Here is a 20243-nt window from a genome sequence, read left to right as displayed (position 1 = left end):
GTGCGAAGGAACGCTCACGGTACGTTCATCGTTCGCAAAGATCCACGTTGATGCGACCACGTCCAGCCCGGCGAGAACACGGGTATGCGTGTCGTCATCGTGACCGAATCCTTTCCCCCCGATGTGAACGGCGTGGCCCACTGCGCGCTCCAGACCGCCCGGCACCTCGTGGATCGCGGTCATTCCCCGCTCGTCGTCGCGCCGGCCCCGCCTCCCACCGCCGGCAAGCGGCCCGACGCCTCGGCGCCGTGCCCCGTCATCCGTGTCCCCTCCCTCCCCCTCCCGGGCTATCCCCAGGTCCGCGTGGCGCTGCCCAGCCGGCGCCTCGCCGCGGCGATCGTCGAGCACCGTGCCGACATCGTGCACCTGGCGAGCCCCTTCGTCCTCGGCGTCCGCGGCATGGCGGCCGCCGCCCGGCTCGGTGTCCCGGCCGTCGCCGTCTACCAGACGGACCTGGCCGGATACGCCCGCACCTACATGGGCGCCGGAGAGGCCGCCGCCTGGCGGCGCATCCGCTCCGTCCACTCGGCCGCCGACCTCACCCTGGCCCCCTCCAGCGCCTCCCTGCACGACCTCGAGACCCACGGCGTGCCCCGGGTCAAGCTCTGGCCGCGCGGCGTGGACACCGTCCGCTTCCGCCCGGACCTGCGCGACAACGCCCTGCGCCGCGAACTCGCCCCGAACGGGGAGCTGATCGTCGGCTACGTCGGCCGGCTCGCCCCCGAGAAGCACATCGAGCTGCTCGCCGGGGTCTGCGGACTGGACGGCGTGAAGGTCGTGATCGTCGGTTACGGCCCGAGCCGGCCGAGCCTGCAGGAGGTGCTGCCGGGCGCGGTCTTCCTGGGCCGCCGCACCGGCGACGACCTCGCCCGGATCTACGCGTCGCTGGACGTCTTCGCGCACACCGGGCCCTTCGAGACCTTCTGCCAGACGGTCCAGGAGGCCATGGCCAGCGGTGTCCCGGTGGTCGCCCCGGCGGTCGGCGGCCCCCTGGACCTCGTCGCCCACGACCGCACCGGGCTGCTGGTCCCGCCACGCGACGCAGGCGCCGTCATGGAGGCCGTGCGCCTGCTGGCGGCGGACACGGAGCGCCGGATCGCCTTCGGCGCCACCGCGCGCGCCACCGTCGAGGGGCGCACCTGGGCCGCCGTCGGCGACCAGCTGATCGGTCACTACGGGGCGGTCCTCGGTGCCCGCCGGAAGACGGCGGTGGCGGCATGACCCCCCTGCGCATCGTGCGACTGGCCAACTTCGTGGCCCCCGCGTCCGGCGGTCTGCGCACCGCCCTGCGCGAGCTGGGCAAGGGCTACAAGGCCGCCGGACACGAACCCGTCCTCATCGTGCCGGGCGAGCGTGCCGACGACCGGGACACCGAGCAGGGCCGCGTCATCACCCTGCCCGGGCCGCTGCTGCCCGGCACCGGCGGATACCGGGTCCTGACCGACAAGCGGCGCGTGGCCCGGCTGCTGGAGGAGTTGGCCCCGGACCGCCTGGAGGTCTCCGACCGGACCACCCTGCGCTGGACCGGCAAGTGGGCGCGGCGGGCCCGGGTTCCCGCCGTGATGGTCTCCCACGAGACCGCCGACGGCGTGCTGCGTACCTGGGGTCTGCCCGAGAACGCGGCCCGGCGCGCCGCCGACGCCCTCAACGTCCGTACGGCGCACACGTACGCGCGCGTGGTGTGCACCACCGAGTTCGCCGAGCGGGAGTTCGTACGGATCGGCGCCCGCAACGTCGTGCGCGCCCCGCTGGGCGTCGACCTGGTGGAGCGGCACCCCGCGCTCTACGACGCGGCACTGCGCGCCCGGTACGCGCGCGTGGACGAGACGCTCCTGGTCACCTGCACCCGGCTGTCCGTCGAGAAACGGCCCGGCACCGCGCTGGACGCCCTCGAGGCGCTGCTGCGCCGCGGAAGGAAGGCCGTGCTGGTGGTGGCCGGGGACGGGCCGCTGCGGGCCCGGCTCGAACTGCGGGCGCGCGAGCGCGGACTGCCGGTGACCTTCCTAGGGCACGTCTCCGACCGCGACGCGCTGGGCGCGCTGCAGGCCTCGGCCGACGTGTGCCTGGCTCCCGGGCCCGCCGAGACGTTCGGGCTGGCCGCGCTCGAGGCCATGGCCTGCGGCACGCCCGTCGTCGTGAGCACGTCGTCCGCGCTGCCCGAGGTCGTCGGGTCGGCGGGCGCCGTCGCGGCCGACCACGGGGAAGCCTTCGCCGACGCCGTCGACATGATGCTCGGGCTCCCCGAGCGGGAGCGGCGGGAGGCGGCACGCGCGCGTGCGGAGTGCTTCGGCTGGAACACCGCGGTGGACGCCTTCCTCGCCGCACACGACGCGACGGTACCGGTGCGTCGTTTCGTGCCCGGGGGCGTGGGATGAGAGCGGTGCGTTTCGTCGCCCTCGGCGACTCGCTGACCGAGGGCGTGGGCGATCCCGTCGGCGAGGGGTGGCGCGGCTGGGCCGCGCTGCTCGCCGGCGGGCTGGCCGAGGAGCCGGTGGAGTTCACCAACCTGGCGGTCAGCGGCGCGCAGACCCGGGAGGTGCTGGAGGTGCAGACTCCGGCCGCTCTCGAGCTGAAGCCGGACGTCGTGTCCGTGGTCATCGGCGTCAACGACACGCTGCGCTGCACCTTCGACATCCATGCCGTCGCCGAGCGGCTGGACAAGGTGTACGCGGCCTTCACGGGGCAGGGGGCGACACTGCTGACGGCCTGTCTGCCCGACCCCGGCTCGATGCTCGGGCTGCCGGGCTCCCTCGCCCGTCCGCTGGCCCGGCGGCAGCGGGCGGTGAACCGGGTGGTGCACGCCCTCTCCGACCGCTACGGCGCCGTCCATCTGCACGCGGCGGAGGAGGAGTGGATCACGGACCGCGCGATGTGGAGCGCGGACCGGCTGCATCCGGGGGAGCAGGGGCACCGGCAACTGGCCCTGCGCTTCCACGCCCTGCTGGCGGAGACGGACCGGGCGACGGGGATCGCCCCTTCGTCCGAACCGGAGTTCCCCGTACCGACCAGGTCGGCGAGCCTGCTGTGGCTGGCCACGGCGGGTACGGCCTGGGTCGCCCGCCGGTGCACCGACCTGTTGCCGCAGCTGCTGCGGCTGGCCGCGGACGAGATGGGGCACCGGGCACGGGGGACGAGCGCGCGGCTGGACGTGCGCGCCGCCGCCGCGGTGTCGGCGGCGTTGGCCGCGGTGTCGATCTCGGAGCCGGATGCCGCCTGAACCGTGCCGGCGGGTGGTGCGCTGCGGGACCGTCGTGGCCGGCCGGCGCGCTGCTTCACGACGTCGACGCCGGCGTACCGCCACGACTACGTCGACGCCGGCGTACCGCCACGACTACGTCGACGCCGGCGTACCGCCACGAAACGGACCGGGGTCCCCGGCGCCGCCTGGGCCGCGATCGGCAGGTCGCGCATGTTGACCACCGCGATCACCGGGTAGCCCCCGGTCGTCGGATGGTCGGCCAGGAACACCACCGGCCTGCCGTCCGGAGGGACCTGGACCGCGCCCAGCACCATGCCCTCGCTGGGGAGTTCGCCCGGGCGGGCCCGTTCCAGGGTGGGGCCCTCCGTGCGCAGGCCGATGCGGTTGCTGGCGGGGGAGACGCGGTAGGTGCGGGACGTGAAGGTGTCGAGTGCCTCGCGCGTGAACCAGTCGTCGCGCGGCCCCAGGGACACCCGCAGCACGAGCTCCGCCGGAGGCGCCGGCTGGGGAGCCACGTCCACGCGCGCGTGGACGGCACCGGGCGTGCCCAGGGGCAGCACCGTGCCGTCCGTGAGCGGCGGCGGCCCCAGCCCCGACAGGAGGTCCGTGGAACGGCTGCCCAGCACCGGCTCCACGGCGATGCCTCCGGAGACGGCCACGTAACCGCGCACTCCGGAGACGACGGTTCCGACCTCCAGCAGCGCGCCCGCGGGCACGCGCACCGCGGCGCCCCACGCGGCCGGACGGCCGTCCACGGTGACAGGGCAGGGGGCCCCGGCGACCGCCACGGTGACCGTCGAACGGGGGCGCAGGGCACAGCCGTTGACCGTGGTCTCCAGGACGGCCGCGCCCGGCGGGTTGCCGACCAGGCGGTTGGCCAGGGCCGCCGTGGGGGCGTCGAGCGCGCCGGAGCGGGGGACGCCGAGGTGGGCGTGTCCGGGACGGCCCTCGTCCTGGACGGTGGTCAGGGCCCCGGCCCGTACGACGACGAGCGCGCGGTCGGTCATGAGCCGGACCCCGGGACGAAGCGGACACGCGTGCCGGGTGAGAGCAGCGCGGCCGGTACGCGCGCGTGGTCCCACAGGACGGTGTCCGTAGTGCCGATCAGCTGCCAGCCGCCCGGTGACGACCGCGGGTACACGCCCGTGTACGGGCCCGCCAGGGCCACCGAGCCCGCCGGGACGGCCGTGCGCGGGGTGGCCCGGCGCGGGACGTCGTAGCGCCGCGGAAGACCGGTCAGATAGCCGAAGCCGGGGGCGAAACCGCAGAAGGCGACGCTGAACTCGGTGTCCGCGTGGATGCGGGCCGCCTCCCGTTCGGTGACGCCCCAGTGCGCGGCGACATCCGCGAGGTCGGGGCCGTCGTACCGCACCGGGATCTCGACGACCTCACGCGCGCGTGGGGGAGCGGCCGGGGCCTCGGCGGCGGTCAGTTCGGCGGCCAGGCGGGAGCGGTCGGTGAGGCCGTCGAGGAGGACCGTGCGGGCGGCGGGGACGATCTCGCGGACCGACAGCGTGCCCTCCGCGCGACGGCGCAGCAGATCCGCGTGCAGGGCCTGGGCCTCCTCGCCGGAGGTGACCTCGACGAGCAGGGCGTCGTCGCCCACGGGCAGCGCCATCATGCGAAGGCCTCCACCCGGACGCCGGACTCCTGCAGGCGCTGCCGGACCAGCCGGGCCAGTTCCACCGCGCCCGGCGTGTCCCCGTGTACACACAGGGAACGCGCGCGTACGTCCACGCGCGTGCCGGAGTGCGAGGTCACCGCTCCGTCGCGGGCCAGGCCCACCGAGCGCTCCACGACGGCCTCCGGATCGGTCACCACGGCACCGTCCCGACCGCGCGGGACGAGCGTGCCCTCCGCGGTGTAGGCGCGGTCCGCGAACGCCTCGGTGACGGCCGGCAGACCCGCTTTGCCGGCGTACTCCAGCAGCCGCGAACCCGGCAGGCCGAGCACGGGCAGGGACGGGTCGGCGAGCCGTACGCCGTCCACCACCGCGCCCGCCTGTTCCTCGTCGTGCACGACGCGGTTGTAGAGCGCGCCGTGCGGTTTGACGTACGACACGCGCGTGCCCGCCGCGCGCGCGAAGACCTCCAGAGCGCCGATCTGATAGGCGACCTCGGCCGTGAGCTCCTCGGGCGGCACGTCCATCGCGCGCCGCCCGAAGCCGGCGAGGTCCCGGTAGGAGACCTGGGCGCCGATCCGCACACCGCGCTCGGCGGCCAGCTCGCACACCCGCCGCATGGTGGCCGCGTCCCCGGCGTGGAAGCCGCAGGCCACGTTGGCGCTGGTGACGACGGAGAGCAGCCGCTCGTCGTCGGTCAGCCGCCAGCGGCCGAAGCCCTCGCCGAGGTCGGCGTTCAGATCGATCGAGGCCATGGATCCTTCTTCTTCTCGCGGGGTGGACGCTACGTCCCGTGGAGCGGGCTGTTTTCTCAGAGCACGCGGTACTGCGTGTCGCGGGCGTCGGTCAGGAACATCTGCCCCGGGGCGTGGGTGATGGCGAACGGCGGGCGGGAGGCCGTCACCGCGGCCTGCGGGGTCACACCGCAGGCCCAGAACACCGGGATGTCGTCCGGTGCCAGGTCCACCGGGTCGCCGAAGTCGGGGCGGTTGAGGTCCTCGATGCCGAGCGCCGCCGGATCACCGCAGTGCACGGGGCCGCCGTGCACGGCCGGAAGCAGGCTGCTCTCCCGGATCGCCGCCGCCAGATGTTCGGGAGGCACCGGCCGCATCGACACCACCATCGGGCCGCGCAGCCGCCCCGCCGGGTGGCACTGACGGCTCGTCACGTACATCGGGACGTTGCGGCCCTGCTCGACATGGCGGATCGGGACGCCCGCCTCGGCCAGCGCCCACTCGAAGGTGAAGCTGCAGCCGATCAGGAACGACACCAGGTCCTCGCGCCAGTACCGGCGCACGTCCGTCGGCTCGTCCACCAACTCGCCGTCCCGCCACACCCGGTAGCGCGGCAGATCGGTGCGCAGGTCCGCGCCCTCGGCGAGGGTGCTGGTCCAGGACCCGGCGTCCGTGACCTCGAGCACCGGGCAGGGTTTGGGGTTGCGCTGCCCGAACAACAGCATCTCGTACGCCCAGTCGGCGGGCAGCGAGATCAGGTTGACCTGGGTGTAGCCGGCCGCGACCCCGGCGGTGGGTCCGCAGAGCCCTTCCCGGAAGCGGGCGCGGGCGGTTCGCGGGCTCCACGCGTGCGCGTGCTCGTCGATGAGCACCAGGGGGCGGTCGTCGGTCACGGTCGAGGTGAGGTTCTCGGTTCGGTTCACGCCAGTTCCCTTCCGCGTGTCTCCGGCAGGCCCAGGAGCGCCAGCGCCGCGAGGCCGTAACCGATCGCGCCGAAGACCAGCGCACCGCCCACGCCCCAGCTGTCGGCCAGGAAACCGACCGCGGTGGGGAAGACGGCGCCCACCGCGCGCCCGGTGTTGTACGTGAAGCCCTGTCCCGTGCCGCGCACCGCCGTCGGGTAGAGCTCGCTCAGGTAGGAGCCGAATCCGCTGAAGATCGCCGACATGCAGAACCCGAGCGGGAAACCGAGCACCAGGAGCAGGGTGTTGGCGCCGTGCGGGATGTTCGCGTACGCCAGGATGCAGATCGCCGACAGCAGCGCGAACAGCCAGATGTTGCGCCGGCGGCCCAGCCGGTCGGTGAGATAGCCGCCGGTGAGATAGCCGAGGAAGGCGCCGGAGATGAGGAACGTCAGGTAGCCGCCGGTTCCGACCACGGACAGGCCCCGGTCGGTCTTCAGGTACGTCGGTACCCAGGTGGCCAGCGTGTAGTAGCCGCCCTGCACGCCCGTGGACAGCAGCCCGGCGAAGACCGTGGTGCGCAGCAGACCGGGTTTGAAGATCGCGGCGAACGAACCCTTCTCCGCGCTCCTCTCCCGGACCGCGACCGCCTGTGGGGCGTCGTGCACCCGGCGCCGCATCCAGATCACCAGCAGGGCCGGCAGCGCACCGGTCCAGAACATGATCCGCCAGGCCAGGTCGTCCCCCGCGAACGAGAACACCAGGGTGTACACGACGGCGGCCAGCGCCCAGCCCACGGCCCAGGAACTCTGGACCGCCCCCAGGGTGCGGCCCCGGTGCCTCGCGCTCGCGTACTCGGCGACCAGGATCGCGCCGACCGCCCACTCGCCGCCGAAGCCGAGGCCCTGCAGCGCCCGGAACACCAGCAACGTCTCGTAGGTGGGCGCGAATCCGCAGGCCACCGTGAAGACGGCGTACGTGATCACCGTGATCATCAGGGCCCTGACCCGGCCGAACCGGTCCGCGACCACGCCGGCGACGGCGCCGCCGACCGCGGAGACCACCAGCGTGACCGTCGTGAAGAGGCCGGTCTGCCCGCTGTCCAGACCGAAGTACGCGGCCAGCGCCACCATGCTCAGCGGCAGCGTGAAGTAGTCGTACGAATCCAGGGCATAGCCGCCGAACGCGCCGGCGAACGCACGCCGGCCGCGCGGACCGAGGGCGCGCAGCCAGCCCAACGCGCCGTCGTGCTCGGTGAGTTCGGCGCCCGATGCGCCGGTGGGCAGGGCCTGCGGTGGAGGGGTCGTGCTCATGGGCACCTCGCAGAGGGAGGACGGAGGGTGCGGAGCTGAGCCGTGCGGTGAGCAGTAAGGTAGAGGATCGTTCAACGATCCTTCAATACCCGCGTTGTTTCGTTCTCCTGTGTGCGATTGAATTCCGGGCATGGCAGAGCAGCTGAGCGGACTGGCCGACGACCGCGCCCTCCTCGGTCGCACCAGTACCGCCGAACGGGTCTCGGACATCCTCAGGAGCCGGATCGCCGAGGGGTTCTTCCCGCCCGGCACCCGGCTGTCGGAGGACAGCATCGGCGGCGCCCTCGGGGTCTCCCGCAACACCCTGCGCGAGGCGTTCCGCCTGCTCACCCACGAACGCCTGCTGGTCCACGAACTCAACCGGGGCGTCTTCGTCCGGGTGCTCACCGTCGAGGACGTCGAGGACATCTACCGCACCCGCGGGCTCGTCGAGTGCGCCGTCGTACGCGGCCTCGGCGACCCGCCGTACGACCTGGACGCGCTCGCCCGGGCCGTGGACGAGGGGCGGCGCGCGGCGCGCGAAGGTGACTGGAAAGCGGTGGGTACCGCCAACATCCACTTCCACCGCGAACTGGTGTCCCTGGCCGGCAGCGCCCGCACCGACGAACTGATGCGCAGCGTCTTCGCCGAACTCCGCCTCGCCTTCCACGTCGTGGACGACCCCAGGGCCCTCCACGAGCCGTACCTCACCCGCAACGAACAGATCCTGCGGTCGCTCCAGGCGGGCGAGAGGGCGACGGCGGAGGAACTGCTCGCCGTCTACCTCGCCGACTCACTCGAACGAGTGGTCGAGGTGTACCGAAGAAGGGTCGGCGCGGAGGACGCCCTCTAGGGCTGCTGAGGACGCCCTCCAGGCATCTCCAGGGCACCTCAAGGCTGCGGAGCAGTAACGACGAGGGGAGGCGCCGCGTGGCCGTACTCGTCGTTTGGGGAGTTGTCAGACCCACCACCTAGTCTGTGCACCGTGACTTCGCCTGCATCGACGGACAGCGTTCCGCCCCAGTTCAGCGCGGGGCCGCGCCCCGCGCCGGGCCCGGCCGCCGACGAGGGACTGGCGCGGCGGCTGCGCGCGCTCGCCTGCACCGCGCCGCTGCACGACCTGGACGCGCGCAAGGCCAACCTGGCGGGCGAGTACTCGGTGTACGGCATGGCGGAGGTCGCGCTCGCCGCCATCGACCTGGTCACTCTGAACATGGACTTCGACACGGGCGCCGACCACGATCAGATCGTCGCCCGGCTCATCCCGCGCATCGCCGCGCAGGCCCCGCAGCGGCCGGTCGCCGAGCACGAGCGCGTGGCCCGCTGGGTCCTGGAGAACCTGATCAACGTCGGCAGCGTCGACCGCGGCTTCCGGGCGGTGTACGGCACCTTCACGACGGACGGCAGCTATGTCCGCCGTGACTACGACTTCAAGCTGATCGAGGAGGTGCCCGGTCCCGGCGGCACGGTCTATCTCCGCACCACGGACGAGGCGGTCAACGTCCTGGTCGGCGCCCTGGACACCGACGTCACCAGCGCCCAGATCGCCGCCGAGGTCAAGCTCGAGGTCCTGATCAACCGGGGGCGACTGGCGGACGCCCAGCTCGCCGCCGAACAGGCCCGCTACCGGACCGTGCAGTACTCGGAGAGCCTGCGCCGCGCCCTGGACGCGACCCGGCGCAATGTCCGCGCGGTGGACTGGCTCAACTCCGTGCCCGACATGATCGCCGAGGCGCTGGACCACGTGGCCGACCGCTACCGCCACGAGAACGCGATCCTCACCAACATCCGCAAGGCGCGGGACGAGACGGAGGAGGCCGAGCACAAGCGCCGGGCCGCCGAACTCGTCGACATCGTCAAGGACTGCATCCGACGGCACACGCAGTTGCAGTCGCGACTGCTGGAGGCGGGCCCGCTCTTCCGCGCCGAGCAGGACCGGCAGGCGTTCGCGACGCCCATGACGTCCTCCGGGATCGACCTCTACGGCCATCTGTTCGCCCCCGTGCTGCCGTTGCCGCTGGAGCAGGCGGTCCGGGTCACGGACGCGTTCTTCGCGCGCGGAACGGGACTGCGGACACCGGTGTCGGTGCGGGTGGGCGATCTCGTCGACATACTGCTGACGCCTCCGGTGGAGCGGGAGCACCTCGGCGCGGAGATGCCGGAGCCGGATCTGATCGCCACGCCGGACGACAGCCGGTTCAGCGAGGAGCAACTGGCGGCGGCGACCGAGCTGCTGGACCTGCCGGCCGACGCGCCCCGCCGGCTGTCGGGGCTCCTCGCGGAGGCGCGTCGGCTGGATCCGGAACTGCCCTACCTGGTGGCCCTGTTGGCGGTGCACGCGGCCAGTCCGCCGGTCGGAACCGCCTACCGGCAGGGCGAGGAGAAGCTGCTGTTCGCCGTGGACGACGGGACGGAGCTGGACGATCCAGAGTTCGGCGGCGCCGACCTGATCGTGGGGACGGCCCTGCTGGACGCGGCCGGGATGGCGGCGGACCGGACGGAAGCAGCATGAGTGGACGACAGCGCGACAAGGAGCCCGAGCAGTGACCGAGCACATCGAGTGGAGTGACACGGAGGCCCCGGCTCCGTCGGCCCCGAGTGCCGTCACGCCCGCCGACGCCGCCGACGCGGCCCGGCTCGTCGCCTTCGGCCTGCAGCCCAAGCTGCAGCCCGCGCGTGACCAGGAGTACGCGGAACTGCTGCGGCGCTACCGGGAGGACCCGGCGTTCGCGCGGCTCGCGGACGCCGTGGCCGCCGGACTCGGGCTGGTGGTGCTGGAGGTCTCCCCGCGCGCGGGGATGGCCGTGACGGCCGCCGAGGACTCGGTGTTCGCGGTGCGGATGGGCGACTATGCGCGTCGTACGTCCGCCGACGGCGGGGACCGGTTCCTGCACGGGCTGGCCCATCTCGCCGTCGCCGCCATGGCGTTCCCGCGCCCGGAGGACCTGGCCGACGACGGGTACATCGGACGCGTGACGATCAACGGCGTCGACGCCTTCGTACGGCAGGCGTGCCGGCGGCTGGAGGAACGCGCCGAGGCACAGGGCGAGAACACCGACCCGGCCACGGACGCGCCCGGCCTGGAGGCCGCGTGGCGGATCTGGGTGAGACGCAGCGCGGCCGGCGCCACCAAGGACGCCCGCAGACTCGCCGGATCGACGACCGGCATCGTCGGCAAGGCGGTGGCCTTCCTCACCGACTCCGGCTTCCTGCAGCGCACCGGCGACGACAACGGCGGCACGTACCGCACCACGGCCCGCTACCAGCTCCAGGTGCGGGACATGGCGGGCAGCGCCGCGATGGCCGAACTGCTGGAGCTGGGCGTGGTCCCGGTGACGGACGGCACCCCCACCCTGCTGCCGCCCCAGGACGGCGAGGACCTGGACCTGGCGGCCGACGCCGGGCTGCCGTTCCACTCCTCCACGCCCTCCTGAACCCCCCCGACCTGCCGAAGACCTACGAGAGTCCGCCATGTACGAGCTGTCCCGGATCCGCCTCTACTCCATCGGTCCCGCCGGTGCGCGCTACGCCGACACCGTGCTCGACCTGCGGGGCGTCGGCGAGCCGGTGCCCGACCCCGCGCCCACCCAGGCGGAGTTCTTCGAGGAGGAGCCCGTCGGCCCGCCACGCCGCCCGGCGCCCGCGGGCGTGCTCTTCCTGGAGAACGGCGGCGGCAAGTCGGTGCTGCTGAAGCTGATCTTCTCGGTGATGCTGCCGGGACACCGCAACACCCTGGGCGGCGCCAGCTCCGGTGTGCTGCGCAAGTTCCTGCTCGCCGACGACTGCGGGCACGTGGCCCTGGAGTGGCAGCACACGCTCACCGGCGAGTGCGTCGTCGTCGGCAAGGTCAGCGAGTGGCGCGGGCGCCAGGTCTCGAGCGACCCGCGGAAGTTCGCCGAGGCATGGTACTCCTTCCGGCCCGGACCCGGGCTGTCCCTGGACAACCTGCCGGTCGCCGAGGCCACTTCGGTACGGCCGCCCGCCGAGGGCCAGTCGGGGGCGCAGGGGCGCCGGCGCACGATGAAGGGCTTCCGGGACGCCATCACGGAGGCGGGCAAGGCGTATCCGCACCTGGAGGTGCACTGGGAGGAGATCCACGACCGGTGGATCGAACACCTCGGCGACCTGGGCCTCGACCCCGAACTCTTCCGCTACCAGCGGGAGATGAACGCCGACGAGGGTGAGGCCGCCGGCCTCTTCGCGGTGAAGAAGGACTCCGACTTCACCGACCTGCTGCTGCGCGCCGTCACCGACACCCGGGACACCGACGGACTCGCCGACCTGGTCAGCGGCTTCGGCAACAAGCTGGGCCGTCGCGCCGAGCTGATCGCCGAACGGGACTTCACCGCCGGCTCGGTGGACCTGCTCGGACGGATCGTCGAGGCCGCCGAGGCCCGCGCACGCGCGCGTGACATCCACGCCGGCGCCGAACGCCGTACCCGTACGCTCGCCCGCCGTCTGTCGGCGCGCAGCGGCCAGGAGCGGGTCCGGGCCGCCGACCTCGCCCAGCGCGTCACGGCCGCCGCGTACGCGGTCACGCACTCCGAGGCGGCCCGGGAGCGCAGTGCGCTGATCGCCGCCGAACTCGCCTTCCGCAACGCCTCCTTGGCACTGGCGGCCGCCGAGAAGTCCGCCGCCGGACAGAAGCGCGAGCTGGCCGACGCGCGCACCCTGCACTCCGCCTGGCAGGCCGCCGAGGCGGTGCTGCGCCACCGCGCCGCCGCCGACCGGGTCGCGCGCGTGGCCGCCGCGATCCAGGAGGCCGAGCGGGACGCGGCCCCCGCGCTCGCCGCCCGCGCCAGGGCCGCCGTGGACCTCGTACGGGCCCTGCAAGCGGCCGCCGAGAGCGCCGAGACCCTCGCCAATGAGGAGGAGGAGCGCTCCGCCGCACTCCAGGAAGCCGGCGAGGCCGCCCACCGCGACTCGACCGCCGCCGCCACGGAGGCGCAGCGGGCCCGCAGCGAGATCGGCCACCTCCGCCAGCGCCTCAGCGAGGTGGAACAGGAGACCGCGGAGGCGGTGCGCGCCGGCTGGCTCGACGACAGCGCGCCCGACGCCGACCCGGCCCGTGCCGCCCTCGCGGCCAGCGACGCCGAGAAGAGCGCCGTCGCCGCCTGGGACACGGCCCGTGAGGCGTCCCGCAAGGCCACGGAGCACGCCCGGGAGGCGGCCGCGGCGGAGTCCCGCGCCGAGCTGACGGCCGCCCGCGCGGCGGACGCGGCCACGGCCACCCAGCGCTCCTACGAGGCCGAACTGCGCATCGCCGAGTCGCTGGCCGCCGAGGAGCGGCTGGCGGAACTGCTGAGCCTGTCCGGAAGCGGCCGGACGCGCTCCTCCGTCCCGCACCCCCGCCACGAGACGGACGACGACGAAGCGGCGCTCACCCCCGAGGAGTTGGACCGTTTCGCCGACGAACTGCGCGAACTGCTCGACGACTCCGTGTCCTCCGCCGAACGCCAGCTCTTCGAACTGCGGACCGCGGCGGCCGACGACTCCCGCATCCTCGGCGCGCTCGGCGACGGCGGGCTGCTGCCACCCGGGCCGGACGTGCTGGCCACCGTCGAGTTCCTCGGCGAGCACGGCATCCCCGCCCTGCCCGGCTGGCGCTACCTCGCCCAGGCCGTCGACCCGGCCGACCACGCGCGGGTGCTGGCCGCCCGCCCGGAACTGGTCGACGGCGTCATCATCACCGACCCGGCCACCCACGCGCGTGCCCGCGACGCGCTCACCGACGCGGCCCTGCTCCCGCGCTCCGCCGTCGCCGTCGGCACGGCCGCCGCCCTGCTGGCACCGACCCCGGCCCCCGACACCGACAGCGGTGACGTCTTCCTCGTCCCGCCGAACCCGGCCATGCACGACGAACACGCCGCCGACGAGGAACGGCAGGCCCTGCGGGCCCGGGCGGCCGAGCGGGACGAGGAGATCCGGGCGCTCGCGGCCCGCCTCGGCAAGGACCGCGAGCTGGCGGCACGCCTCGCCTCCTGGCGCACCGGATGCCCGGCCGGACGGCTGGTCGAACTGGCACAGGCCGCCCACGACGCGCGCTCCTTCGCGGAAGAGGCCGAGGCCGAGCTGGCCGAGGCACGCACGGTACGGGCCGAGGCCGACGAGACCGCCGCCGAGGCCGCGCAGACCCGGGACGAGAGCCAGGAGGCCGCACAGAAGGCCCGCCGCGCCGCCGACGCCCTCGCCGGGCTCGCTTTCCGGCTGCGCGAGCGCGCCGGCTGGCAGGTGAAGCTGCGCGAACTCGCCGACGAGGGCGCCGAGTCCGAGGCCCGCGCGCAGGCCTGCCTGGAGCGCGCCCGCGCCGCCGACGAGGACCGGCGCGCCGCCCAGCGCGCCGCCGACGACGCCCGCCGCACCGCCCGCGCGCTGCGCGCCGAGCGCTCGGAGATCGCCGGCGCCCCCGACGACGTATCGGACACCGACGCGGACACCGGCGCTCCCAAGGCGTCCCTGCCCGCCCTGCGCGAGGCCTACCGGGCCGCCTCCCAGGTGTACGAGAAGGTCGGCGTCGGCGCCGATCTGCGGGCCGAACAGGCCCGCGCGGAGAGCGACGAGAGCGCGGCCCGTGCCGAACTGGACCGGCTCAGCAACAAGGTCCGCACCCGCGCGGAGCAGCTGCTGCAGTCACCGGACGGCTCCGACGGGCCGTCCCGGCAGGCCGCCGCCGCCCGTGCCGAGGAGCTGGTGCAGCTTCTGGAGACCCGGATGTCCAGCGCGAGCGAGCAGTTGGGCCGCCTGCGCGGCGAGGCCGAACGGCACGCCCCCGAGGACGGCGATGCCCACACCGAGCTGCCCGAGGAGCTCCAGCCGCGCGACGCCGAGCACGCCCAGGCCCTGCTGCGCACAGCGACCGCCGAACTCGCCTCCCGCACCGAGGCGTTGACCCAGGCCCGGGAGGCCCACGCCGAGCTGCTCGACGCCCATCGCGCGGCCGAGGACGCGGCCGGCGGCTTCGACGAGACGGCCGCGATGCTGCGGGACCTGCTGCGCGAGCACGCCATGGAGGACGACCAGGAGGAACCGGAGCCCTACCCCGGCACCCTGGACGAGGCCCGGCAGTCGGCCGCCGAGGCCCGGCGCTCGCTGCGCGGCTGTGCCGCCGACCTGTCCGCCGCCGAGGGCGCAGTCCGCGAGGCCTGCGACGTCCTCGTCCGGCACGCCAACTCGACGCGCTACGAACAGGTGCGCACCCCCGCCCGCCAGCAGATCCGTGAACTGCCCGCCTCCGCACTGCCGGAGCACGCGCAGAAGTGGGCGGACGCCTTCGCACCCCGACTGCGGGTCCTCACCGACGAGTTGGCTCAATTGGAGCGCAACCGCGACTCGATCGTGGACCGGCTGCGCGGGCTGGTCGAGTCGGCGCTGGCGACGCTGCGCTCCGCCCAGCGGCTCTCCCGGCTGCCCGAGGGGCTCGGCGAATGGTCCGGTCAGGAGTTCCTGCGGATCCGCTTCGAGGAACCCGACCAGGCCACCCTGACCGAGCGCCTCGGCGAGGTCATCGACGAGGCGACCCGGGCCGCCGTGAAGAAGAACTCCGACCTGCGCCGCGACGGCATGTCCCTGCTGCTGCGAGGCGTGGGCGCCGCCCTGCAGCCCAAGGGCGTTTCCGTGGAGATCCTCAAGCCGGACGCCGTGCTGCGTGCCGAGCGTGTGCCCGTCGGGCAGATGGGCGACGTGTTCTCGGGCGGCCAACTGCTCACCGCCGCCATCGCCCTGTACTGCACGATGGCGGCACTTCGCTCCAACGACCGGGGCCGCGACAAGCACCGGCACGCCGGCACGCTGTTCCTCGACAACCCCATCGGCCGCGCCAACGCCACGTATCTGCTGGAGCTCCAGCGCGCGGTGTCCGACGCGCTGGGCGTTCAGCTCCTGTACACCACCGGCCTGTTCGACACCACCGCGCTGGCCGAGTTCCCCCTGGTCATCCGGCTGCGCAACGACGCCGACCTACGGGCCGGGCTGAAGTACATCAGCGTGGAGGAACACCTGCGGCCGGGACTGCCGAGCCAGGCTCCCGCGGGGGAGGCCGGACACAGCGAGATCACCGCGACACGGATGTTCAAGCGCCCGGCACCGACCGCGCCTTAGCGCCCTGGCCGACCCTCGCCGCAGCCGATCCGCGGCCCGGCCGCCTCGGCGCCGACGACGCCGACGACGCCGAATCGAACCGGCGGTCCTCAGGGGTGCGAGAGCTGTCCGGTGCCGCCGCGTCGGCGTATTCGCGCCTGCGCCCGCTCGGTGGCCTTCGCCTGCCGCCGGGTCCGGCGCTTCTCGCGCCGCAGGGCCCGGGCCGTGCTGCTCGGCGTCGACACCACGCCGTTGCGCTGGTTCCACACCTGGCGGGTCACCCAGACGTCGAGAGCGCTCCAGGTGGCCACCACCGTGCTCACCACAGCGCTGATCACCATGGGGAAGGCCGGCCAGGACCCGGCCATGGTGCACAGGAAGGCCACCATCGCCAGCAGAAGCGTCACGGCGATGATCAGGCCCGCCCGCACCGCCGCCGTACGCACGGGATCAGGCAGCCGGCGTCGCTTGGCCGGCTCCTCGACCCACAGGGGCCGATAGCCCTGCTCCCGCTCCTCGTCTCGCTCGATCCTGCTCCTGGCTGCCGGAATGTCGGGATCCGGTGCTTCGGGAACCCGGTCCTCGACCAGGCTCGCCGCCATGCCGTCCCCGGGCGCCTCGCGCCGCTCCGCCGTGCCCATCAAAGTGTCACTCCCCACCGCCAGCAGACCGCTCGTCCGTGCCCGACGGCACGGCTCCCCTGTGGTTGCCCGGCTTGCGCTGTTTTACGCCGCCCGGGTGCGAGATGCGGCTCATGTGGCCGATTCCGTCCCCGTTTCCCATCAAGAAGGACGAACGACGTGCCCCGAAGATTCCCGAGAGGCGAAAAATTTCGGCCAACAGCCCAAGAGCACCTGGCGGATGAGTTCCCGTCACCGGGCGGGCAAACAGGGACGCAATCTCCCCCCATGGCCGGACAACTCGCCATGTCTCGTCGCCCGCGCGGAAGTTCACCCTCCGGACGGCTCTTCGAGTTACCTGTGTGTCGGTAGTAGGCTCGCGCCGTTTGTTGACGTACATGTGTACCCCCGGCCGGCGGGGGTCGAGCTGGGGGAGGCCATGCGCTTTCGCGGGAAGTCCATCCGCCGGAAGATCGTGGCGCTGCTTCTCGTGCCGCTGGTGTCCCTGACGGCCATCTGGGGCTTCGCCACGGTACTCACGGGCCGTCAGGCGGAGGACCTGTTCAACGTCTCCGACGTGGTCGAGAAGGTCGCGTACCCGATCGAGGACACCGTCCGCGTCGTGCAGCAGGAACGCCGTCAGTCCCTGGTCTACCTCGCCGATCCCCGGGCCTCTGACGGTCTGTCGGACCTCAGGCGCAGCCGGGCCGCCACGGACGAGGCCATCGCCGAGATCCGGCGGAACTCCAAGAACCCGGACGTCCGCGATGCCATGGGCCAAGTGACGAGCGAGCGTCTGAGCACCGTGCTGGACACCTTCGACGGTCTCGCCTCGCTGCGCCGCAGTGTCGAGGACGGCACCGTCGACCGGGCACACGCCCTCGACCTCTACAACAGCCTGGTCGACCCGTGCTACGTGCTGCTCGCCAATCTGCACGTCGTCGACAACGTCGAGATGGACAAGCAGTACCGCGCCCTCGTCAACCTCGCGCGCGCCCGCGAGTTGCTCTCCCGCGAGGACGCCCTGCTCGGCTCCTCCCTGATCGTCGGCAAGCTCACCCGTGACGAAGTCCGTGACATCACCGACCTCGTGGCCCAGCGGGGTCTGATGTACGACGTCAACCTGCCGCTGCTGCCCTCCTCCGAACGCGACCGCTACCAGCGCTTCTGGAAGAACGCCACCACCGCCCCGCTGCGTGCGGACGAGCAGGCGGCGATCTCCTCCACCACGGGCAGGCCCGGCGAGGTCACCGCGCAGAGCTGGGACACCGCCGCCGGAAGCGTGCTCGCCAAGCTCGGCACCCTCAACGACCAGGCGAGCGACCGTTATCAGGACCGCGTCCGCCCGGTCGCCGTCGGTGTCATCGCCAAGGCGGCCGTCGCCGGCGTCCTCGGTCTGGTCGCCCTGCTGCTGTCGCTGTTCCTGTCCGTGCGCGTCGGCCGCACCCTCATCCGCGACCTGCGGCAACTGCGTCTGGAGGCGCACGAGGCGTCCGGCGTCCGGCTGCCCAGCGTGATGCGCCGTCTGTCCGCGGGCGAACAGGTCGACGTGGAGACCGAGGTCCCGCGCCTCGAGTACGACAAGAACGAGATCGGCGAGGTCGGCCAGGCCCTCAACACCCTGCAGCGGGCCGCCGTCGAGGCGGCCGTCAAACAGGCCGAACTGCGGGCCGGTGTCTCCGAGGTGTTCGTCAACCTGGCCCGCCGCAGCCAGGTCCTGCTGCACAAGCAGCTCACCCTGCTGGACAGCATGGAGCGGCGTACCGAGGACACCGAGGAACTCGCCGACCTCTTCCGGCTCGACCACCTGACCACCCGTATGCGCCGGCACGCCGAGGGCCTGGTGATCCTCTCCGGGGCCGCCCCGTCCCGGCAGTGGCGCAAGCCCGTCCAGCTCATGGACGTCGTACGGGCCGCCGTGGCCGAGGTCGAGGACTACGAGCGCATCGAGGTCCGCCGGCTGCCCCGGGTCGCCGTCACCGGCCCGGCCGTCGCCGACCTCACCCACCTCGTGGCCGAACTCCTGGAGAACGCCACGGTGTTCTCTCCGCCGCACACCGCCGTTCAGGTCGTGGGCGAACGGGTCGCCAACGGCTTCACGCTGGAGATCCACGACCGCGGCCTCGGCATGGCGGCCGACGCGCTGCTGGACGCCAACCTCCGGCTCGCCGAGACACCCGAGTTCGAGCTGTCCGACACCGACCGGCTCGGCCTGTTCGTGGTCAGCCGGCTCGCCCAGCGGCAGAACGTCCGGGTCTCCCTGCAGCCGTCCCCCTACGGCGGCACCACCGCCGTCGTCTTCATTCCCGACGCCCTGCTCACGGACGACGTGCCCGATACCAACGGCATCGGCTTCCGCCTCGACCGTCCCCACCCGTCCAAGGAGGCCGAGCTGGAGGAGGGCCGCCGGACCGCGCTTCCGCGCGTGCCCGCGCAGCTGCCCGGCCTCCCCGCCTCGCTCCTGGACGGCCCGGTGGAGCTGGAGGCGCCCGTCGACCTCGACGCCGTCGACGACTTCCCGGCGGCGCTGGAGGAGGACGGCGAGGAGGGCGGCCTGTTCCGCCCCCGGCGCTCCATCGCCCGTGTGGAGGACGAGGCCACCGGCCGTCATGGCGAGCACCCCCACGGCGACGACGCCGGCCACGCGCGGGACGGCGCGGACGACCAGCTGGGCGCCCCGGTCTCCCTGCCCCGGCGCGGGGCCCCCAAGCTGGTCAGCTCGCACGGACGCCCGGTCACCGAGCAGCGGTTCCGCCGCGAGGACGCGCCGGACGAGTCGCCGGAAGCGGCTCGGCGATCCGAGCCCCAGGGCTCGGTGTCCCCGGCGACCCGTCGCCGGGGGGACGACCCCCTCGCGGCCGACGGCCACGGCCGGCCGGGCCAGGACGGCGCGCCGCCGCTGCCGACCCGTCGACGCGGTGCCTCACCGCTGCGCCCGGGCGTGGGCGGCTCCGAGGGGTTCGGCGAGACCGGCGCGGCCCCGACACCCGACGACCACGGCATCGGTGAGGCACCGCAGGCCCCCGTCCTCCCGGCACATGCCCGTCTCGCGGCCGGCACACCGGGCGGGGCGGACACCAGCGGCAGGCGTGCCGGGGCACAACCGTCGGGCGGTTCGGGTGGCGGCATCGGCCCGCTGCCCCGGCGGGTGCGCCAGGCCAACCTGGCACCGCAGCTCAAGCAGAGCGCCGGCCGGCCCCAGCAGAGCAGCACGGACTTCGCGGAGCGGGACGCCGACGAGGTACGCAGCCGCATGGCCTCGCTCCAGCGCGGCTGGCAGCGCGGCCGCGAGGAGAACGCCGCGGGCGACGACGCCCACAGCGGCACAGCACCACACGGAACGACAAAGGGGGACGGTCGATGACCGCACCGAAGGCGACCGGCCACACCGCGACCAACTCCGGCGAGCTCAACTGGCTCCTGGACGAACTGGTGGAACGCGTCGCGAGCATCCGCAAAGCCCTCGTGCTCTCCGGCGACGGCCTGCCGACCGGTGTCTCCAAGGACCTCAGCCGTGAGGACAGTGAGCACCTCGCCGCCGTCGCCTCCGGCTTCCACAGCCTCGCCAAGGGCGTCGGCCGGCACTTCGAGGCGGGCAACGTCCGGCAGACCGTCGTCGAGCTCGACGATGCCTTCCTGTTCGTGACGGCCGCCGGCGACGGCAGCTGCCTCGCCGTCCTCTCGGACGCCGACTCGGACGTCGGCCAGGTCGCGTACGAGATGACGCTGCTCGTGAAGCGGGTCGGCGTGCATCTGGGCACCACCCCGCGCACCGATCTGCCCGCAGGCGGGTAGTGGG

At 73.6% G+C, this 20243-nt stretch carries 15 protein-coding genes; 9 read left to right on the top strand and 6 right to left on the bottom strand.

Annotation, left to right across the window (positions count from 1 at the left end; all coding sequences use genetic code 11):
- Positions 1-84: 84 nt before the first annotated feature.
- Genes ACWCQ1_RS37400 through ACWCQ1_RS37390 form a run of 3 tightly spaced genes read left to right on the top strand, consistent with a single transcriptional unit; the run spans position 85 to position 3217 of the window.
- Positions 85-1221, top strand: a complete 1137-nt coding sequence (locus ACWCQ1_RS37400; protein WP_451028372.1) for a glycosyltransferase family 4 protein — start codon at positions 85-87, stop codon at positions 1219-1221.
- Positions 1218-2375, top strand: coding sequence for a glycosyltransferase (locus ACWCQ1_RS37395; protein ID WP_133044794.1), 1158 nt, complete (start codon positions 1218-1220; stop codon positions 2373-2375). Before ACWCQ1_RS37400 ends, ACWCQ1_RS37395 begins: the two co-directional genes overlap by 4 nt.
- On the top strand, positions 2372-3217 hold the full coding sequence (locus tag ACWCQ1_RS37390; RefSeq protein ID WP_451028371.1) for an SGNH/GDSL hydrolase family protein: 846 nt from the start codon (positions 2372-2374) through the stop codon (positions 3215-3217). Before ACWCQ1_RS37395 ends, ACWCQ1_RS37390 begins: the two co-directional genes overlap by 4 nt.
- 86 nt (positions 3218-3303) lie before the next feature.
- On the opposite strand, the gene ACWCQ1_RS37385 is transcribed toward ACWCQ1_RS37390, so the two are convergent.
- The 5 genes from ACWCQ1_RS37385 to ACWCQ1_RS37365 are packed head-to-tail and all read right to left on the bottom strand — an operon-like array spanning position 3304 to position 7769.
- Positions 3304-4206, bottom strand: coding sequence for a 5-oxoprolinase subunit C family protein (locus ACWCQ1_RS37385; protein WP_451028370.1), 903 nt, complete (start codon positions 4204-4206; stop codon positions 3304-3306).
- Positions 4203-4820 carry a 5-oxoprolinase subunit PxpB gene (gene pxpB / locus ACWCQ1_RS37380; protein WP_451028369.1) on the bottom strand — a complete coding sequence of 206 codons (618 nt, stop codon included), beginning with the start codon at positions 4818-4820 and terminating at the stop codon, positions 4203-4205. Before pxpB ends, ACWCQ1_RS37385 begins: the two co-directional genes overlap by 4 nt.
- Positions 4817-5575, bottom strand: coding sequence for a LamB/YcsF family protein (locus ACWCQ1_RS37375; protein WP_451028368.1), 759 nt, complete (start codon positions 5573-5575; stop codon positions 4817-4819). The genes pxpB and ACWCQ1_RS37375 overlap by 4 nt, the downstream gene beginning before the upstream one ends.
- 56 nt (positions 5576-5631) lie before the next feature.
- Positions 5632-6477 (bottom strand): putative hydro-lyase, encoded by an 846-nt coding sequence (locus ACWCQ1_RS37370; protein ID WP_358603421.1) that lies wholly within the window; start codon positions 6475-6477, stop codon positions 5632-5634.
- Positions 6474-7769: an MFS transporter gene (locus ACWCQ1_RS37365; RefSeq protein WP_451028367.1), complete on the bottom strand. Its 1296-nt coding sequence runs from the start codon at positions 7767-7769 to the stop codon at positions 6474-6476. The genes ACWCQ1_RS37370 and ACWCQ1_RS37365 overlap by 4 nt, the downstream gene beginning before the upstream one ends.
- A gap of 130 nt (positions 7770-7899) precedes the next feature.
- Here ACWCQ1_RS37365 and ACWCQ1_RS37360 point away from each other — a divergent pair, with 130 nt between their 5' ends.
- The 4 genes from ACWCQ1_RS37360 (at position 7900) to ACWCQ1_RS37345 (ending at position 15845) form a co-directional block, all read left to right on the top strand.
- Entirely contained in the window at positions 7900-8601 is a 702-nt protein-coding gene (locus tag ACWCQ1_RS37360) for a GntR family transcriptional regulator (protein WP_133044787.1), read from the top strand.
- A 132-nt stretch (positions 8602-8733) separates the two neighbouring features.
- Positions 8734-10260 (top strand): hypothetical protein, encoded by a 1527-nt coding sequence (locus ACWCQ1_RS37355; RefSeq protein ID WP_451028366.1) that lies wholly within the window; start codon positions 8734-8736, stop codon positions 10258-10260.
- A 31-nt stretch (positions 10261-10291) separates the two neighbouring features.
- Complete coding sequence (locus tag ACWCQ1_RS37350) at positions 10292-11182, top strand: hypothetical protein (protein WP_358603428.1); 891 nt, start codon at positions 10292-10294, stop codon at positions 11180-11182.
- A gap of 37 nt (positions 11183-11219) precedes the next feature.
- Entirely contained in the window at positions 11220-15845 is a 4626-nt protein-coding gene (locus tag ACWCQ1_RS37345; RefSeq protein ID WP_451028365.1) for a hypothetical protein, read from the top strand.
- An 89-nt stretch (positions 15846-15934) separates the two neighbouring features.
- Here the strand turns inward: ACWCQ1_RS37345 and ACWCQ1_RS37340 are convergent, their stop codons facing one another.
- Positions 15935-16465, bottom strand: coding sequence for a hypothetical protein (locus ACWCQ1_RS37340; protein WP_133044783.1), 531 nt, complete (start codon positions 16463-16465; stop codon positions 15935-15937).
- Positions 16466-16883: 418 nt separating this feature from the next.
- Here ACWCQ1_RS37340 and ACWCQ1_RS37335 point away from each other — a divergent pair, with 418 nt between their 5' ends.
- Both ACWCQ1_RS37335 and ACWCQ1_RS37330 read left to right on the top strand, forming a co-directional pair.
- On the top strand, positions 16884-19808 hold the full coding sequence (locus tag ACWCQ1_RS37335) for a nitrate- and nitrite sensing domain-containing protein (protein ID WP_451028364.1): 2925 nt from the start codon (positions 16884-16886) through the stop codon (positions 19806-19808).
- Entirely contained in the window at positions 19805-20239 is a 435-nt protein-coding gene (locus tag ACWCQ1_RS37330) for a roadblock/LC7 domain-containing protein (RefSeq protein WP_133044780.1), read from the top strand. The genes ACWCQ1_RS37335 and ACWCQ1_RS37330 overlap by 4 nt, the downstream gene beginning before the upstream one ends.
- Positions 20240-20243: the final 4 nt, after the last annotated feature.

The organism is Streptomyces sp. NPDC002144 (assembly GCF_053593695.1).
The sequence above is the reverse complement of the archived record's forward strand: the minus strand, read 5'-3'. Positions and strand labels throughout refer to the sequence as shown.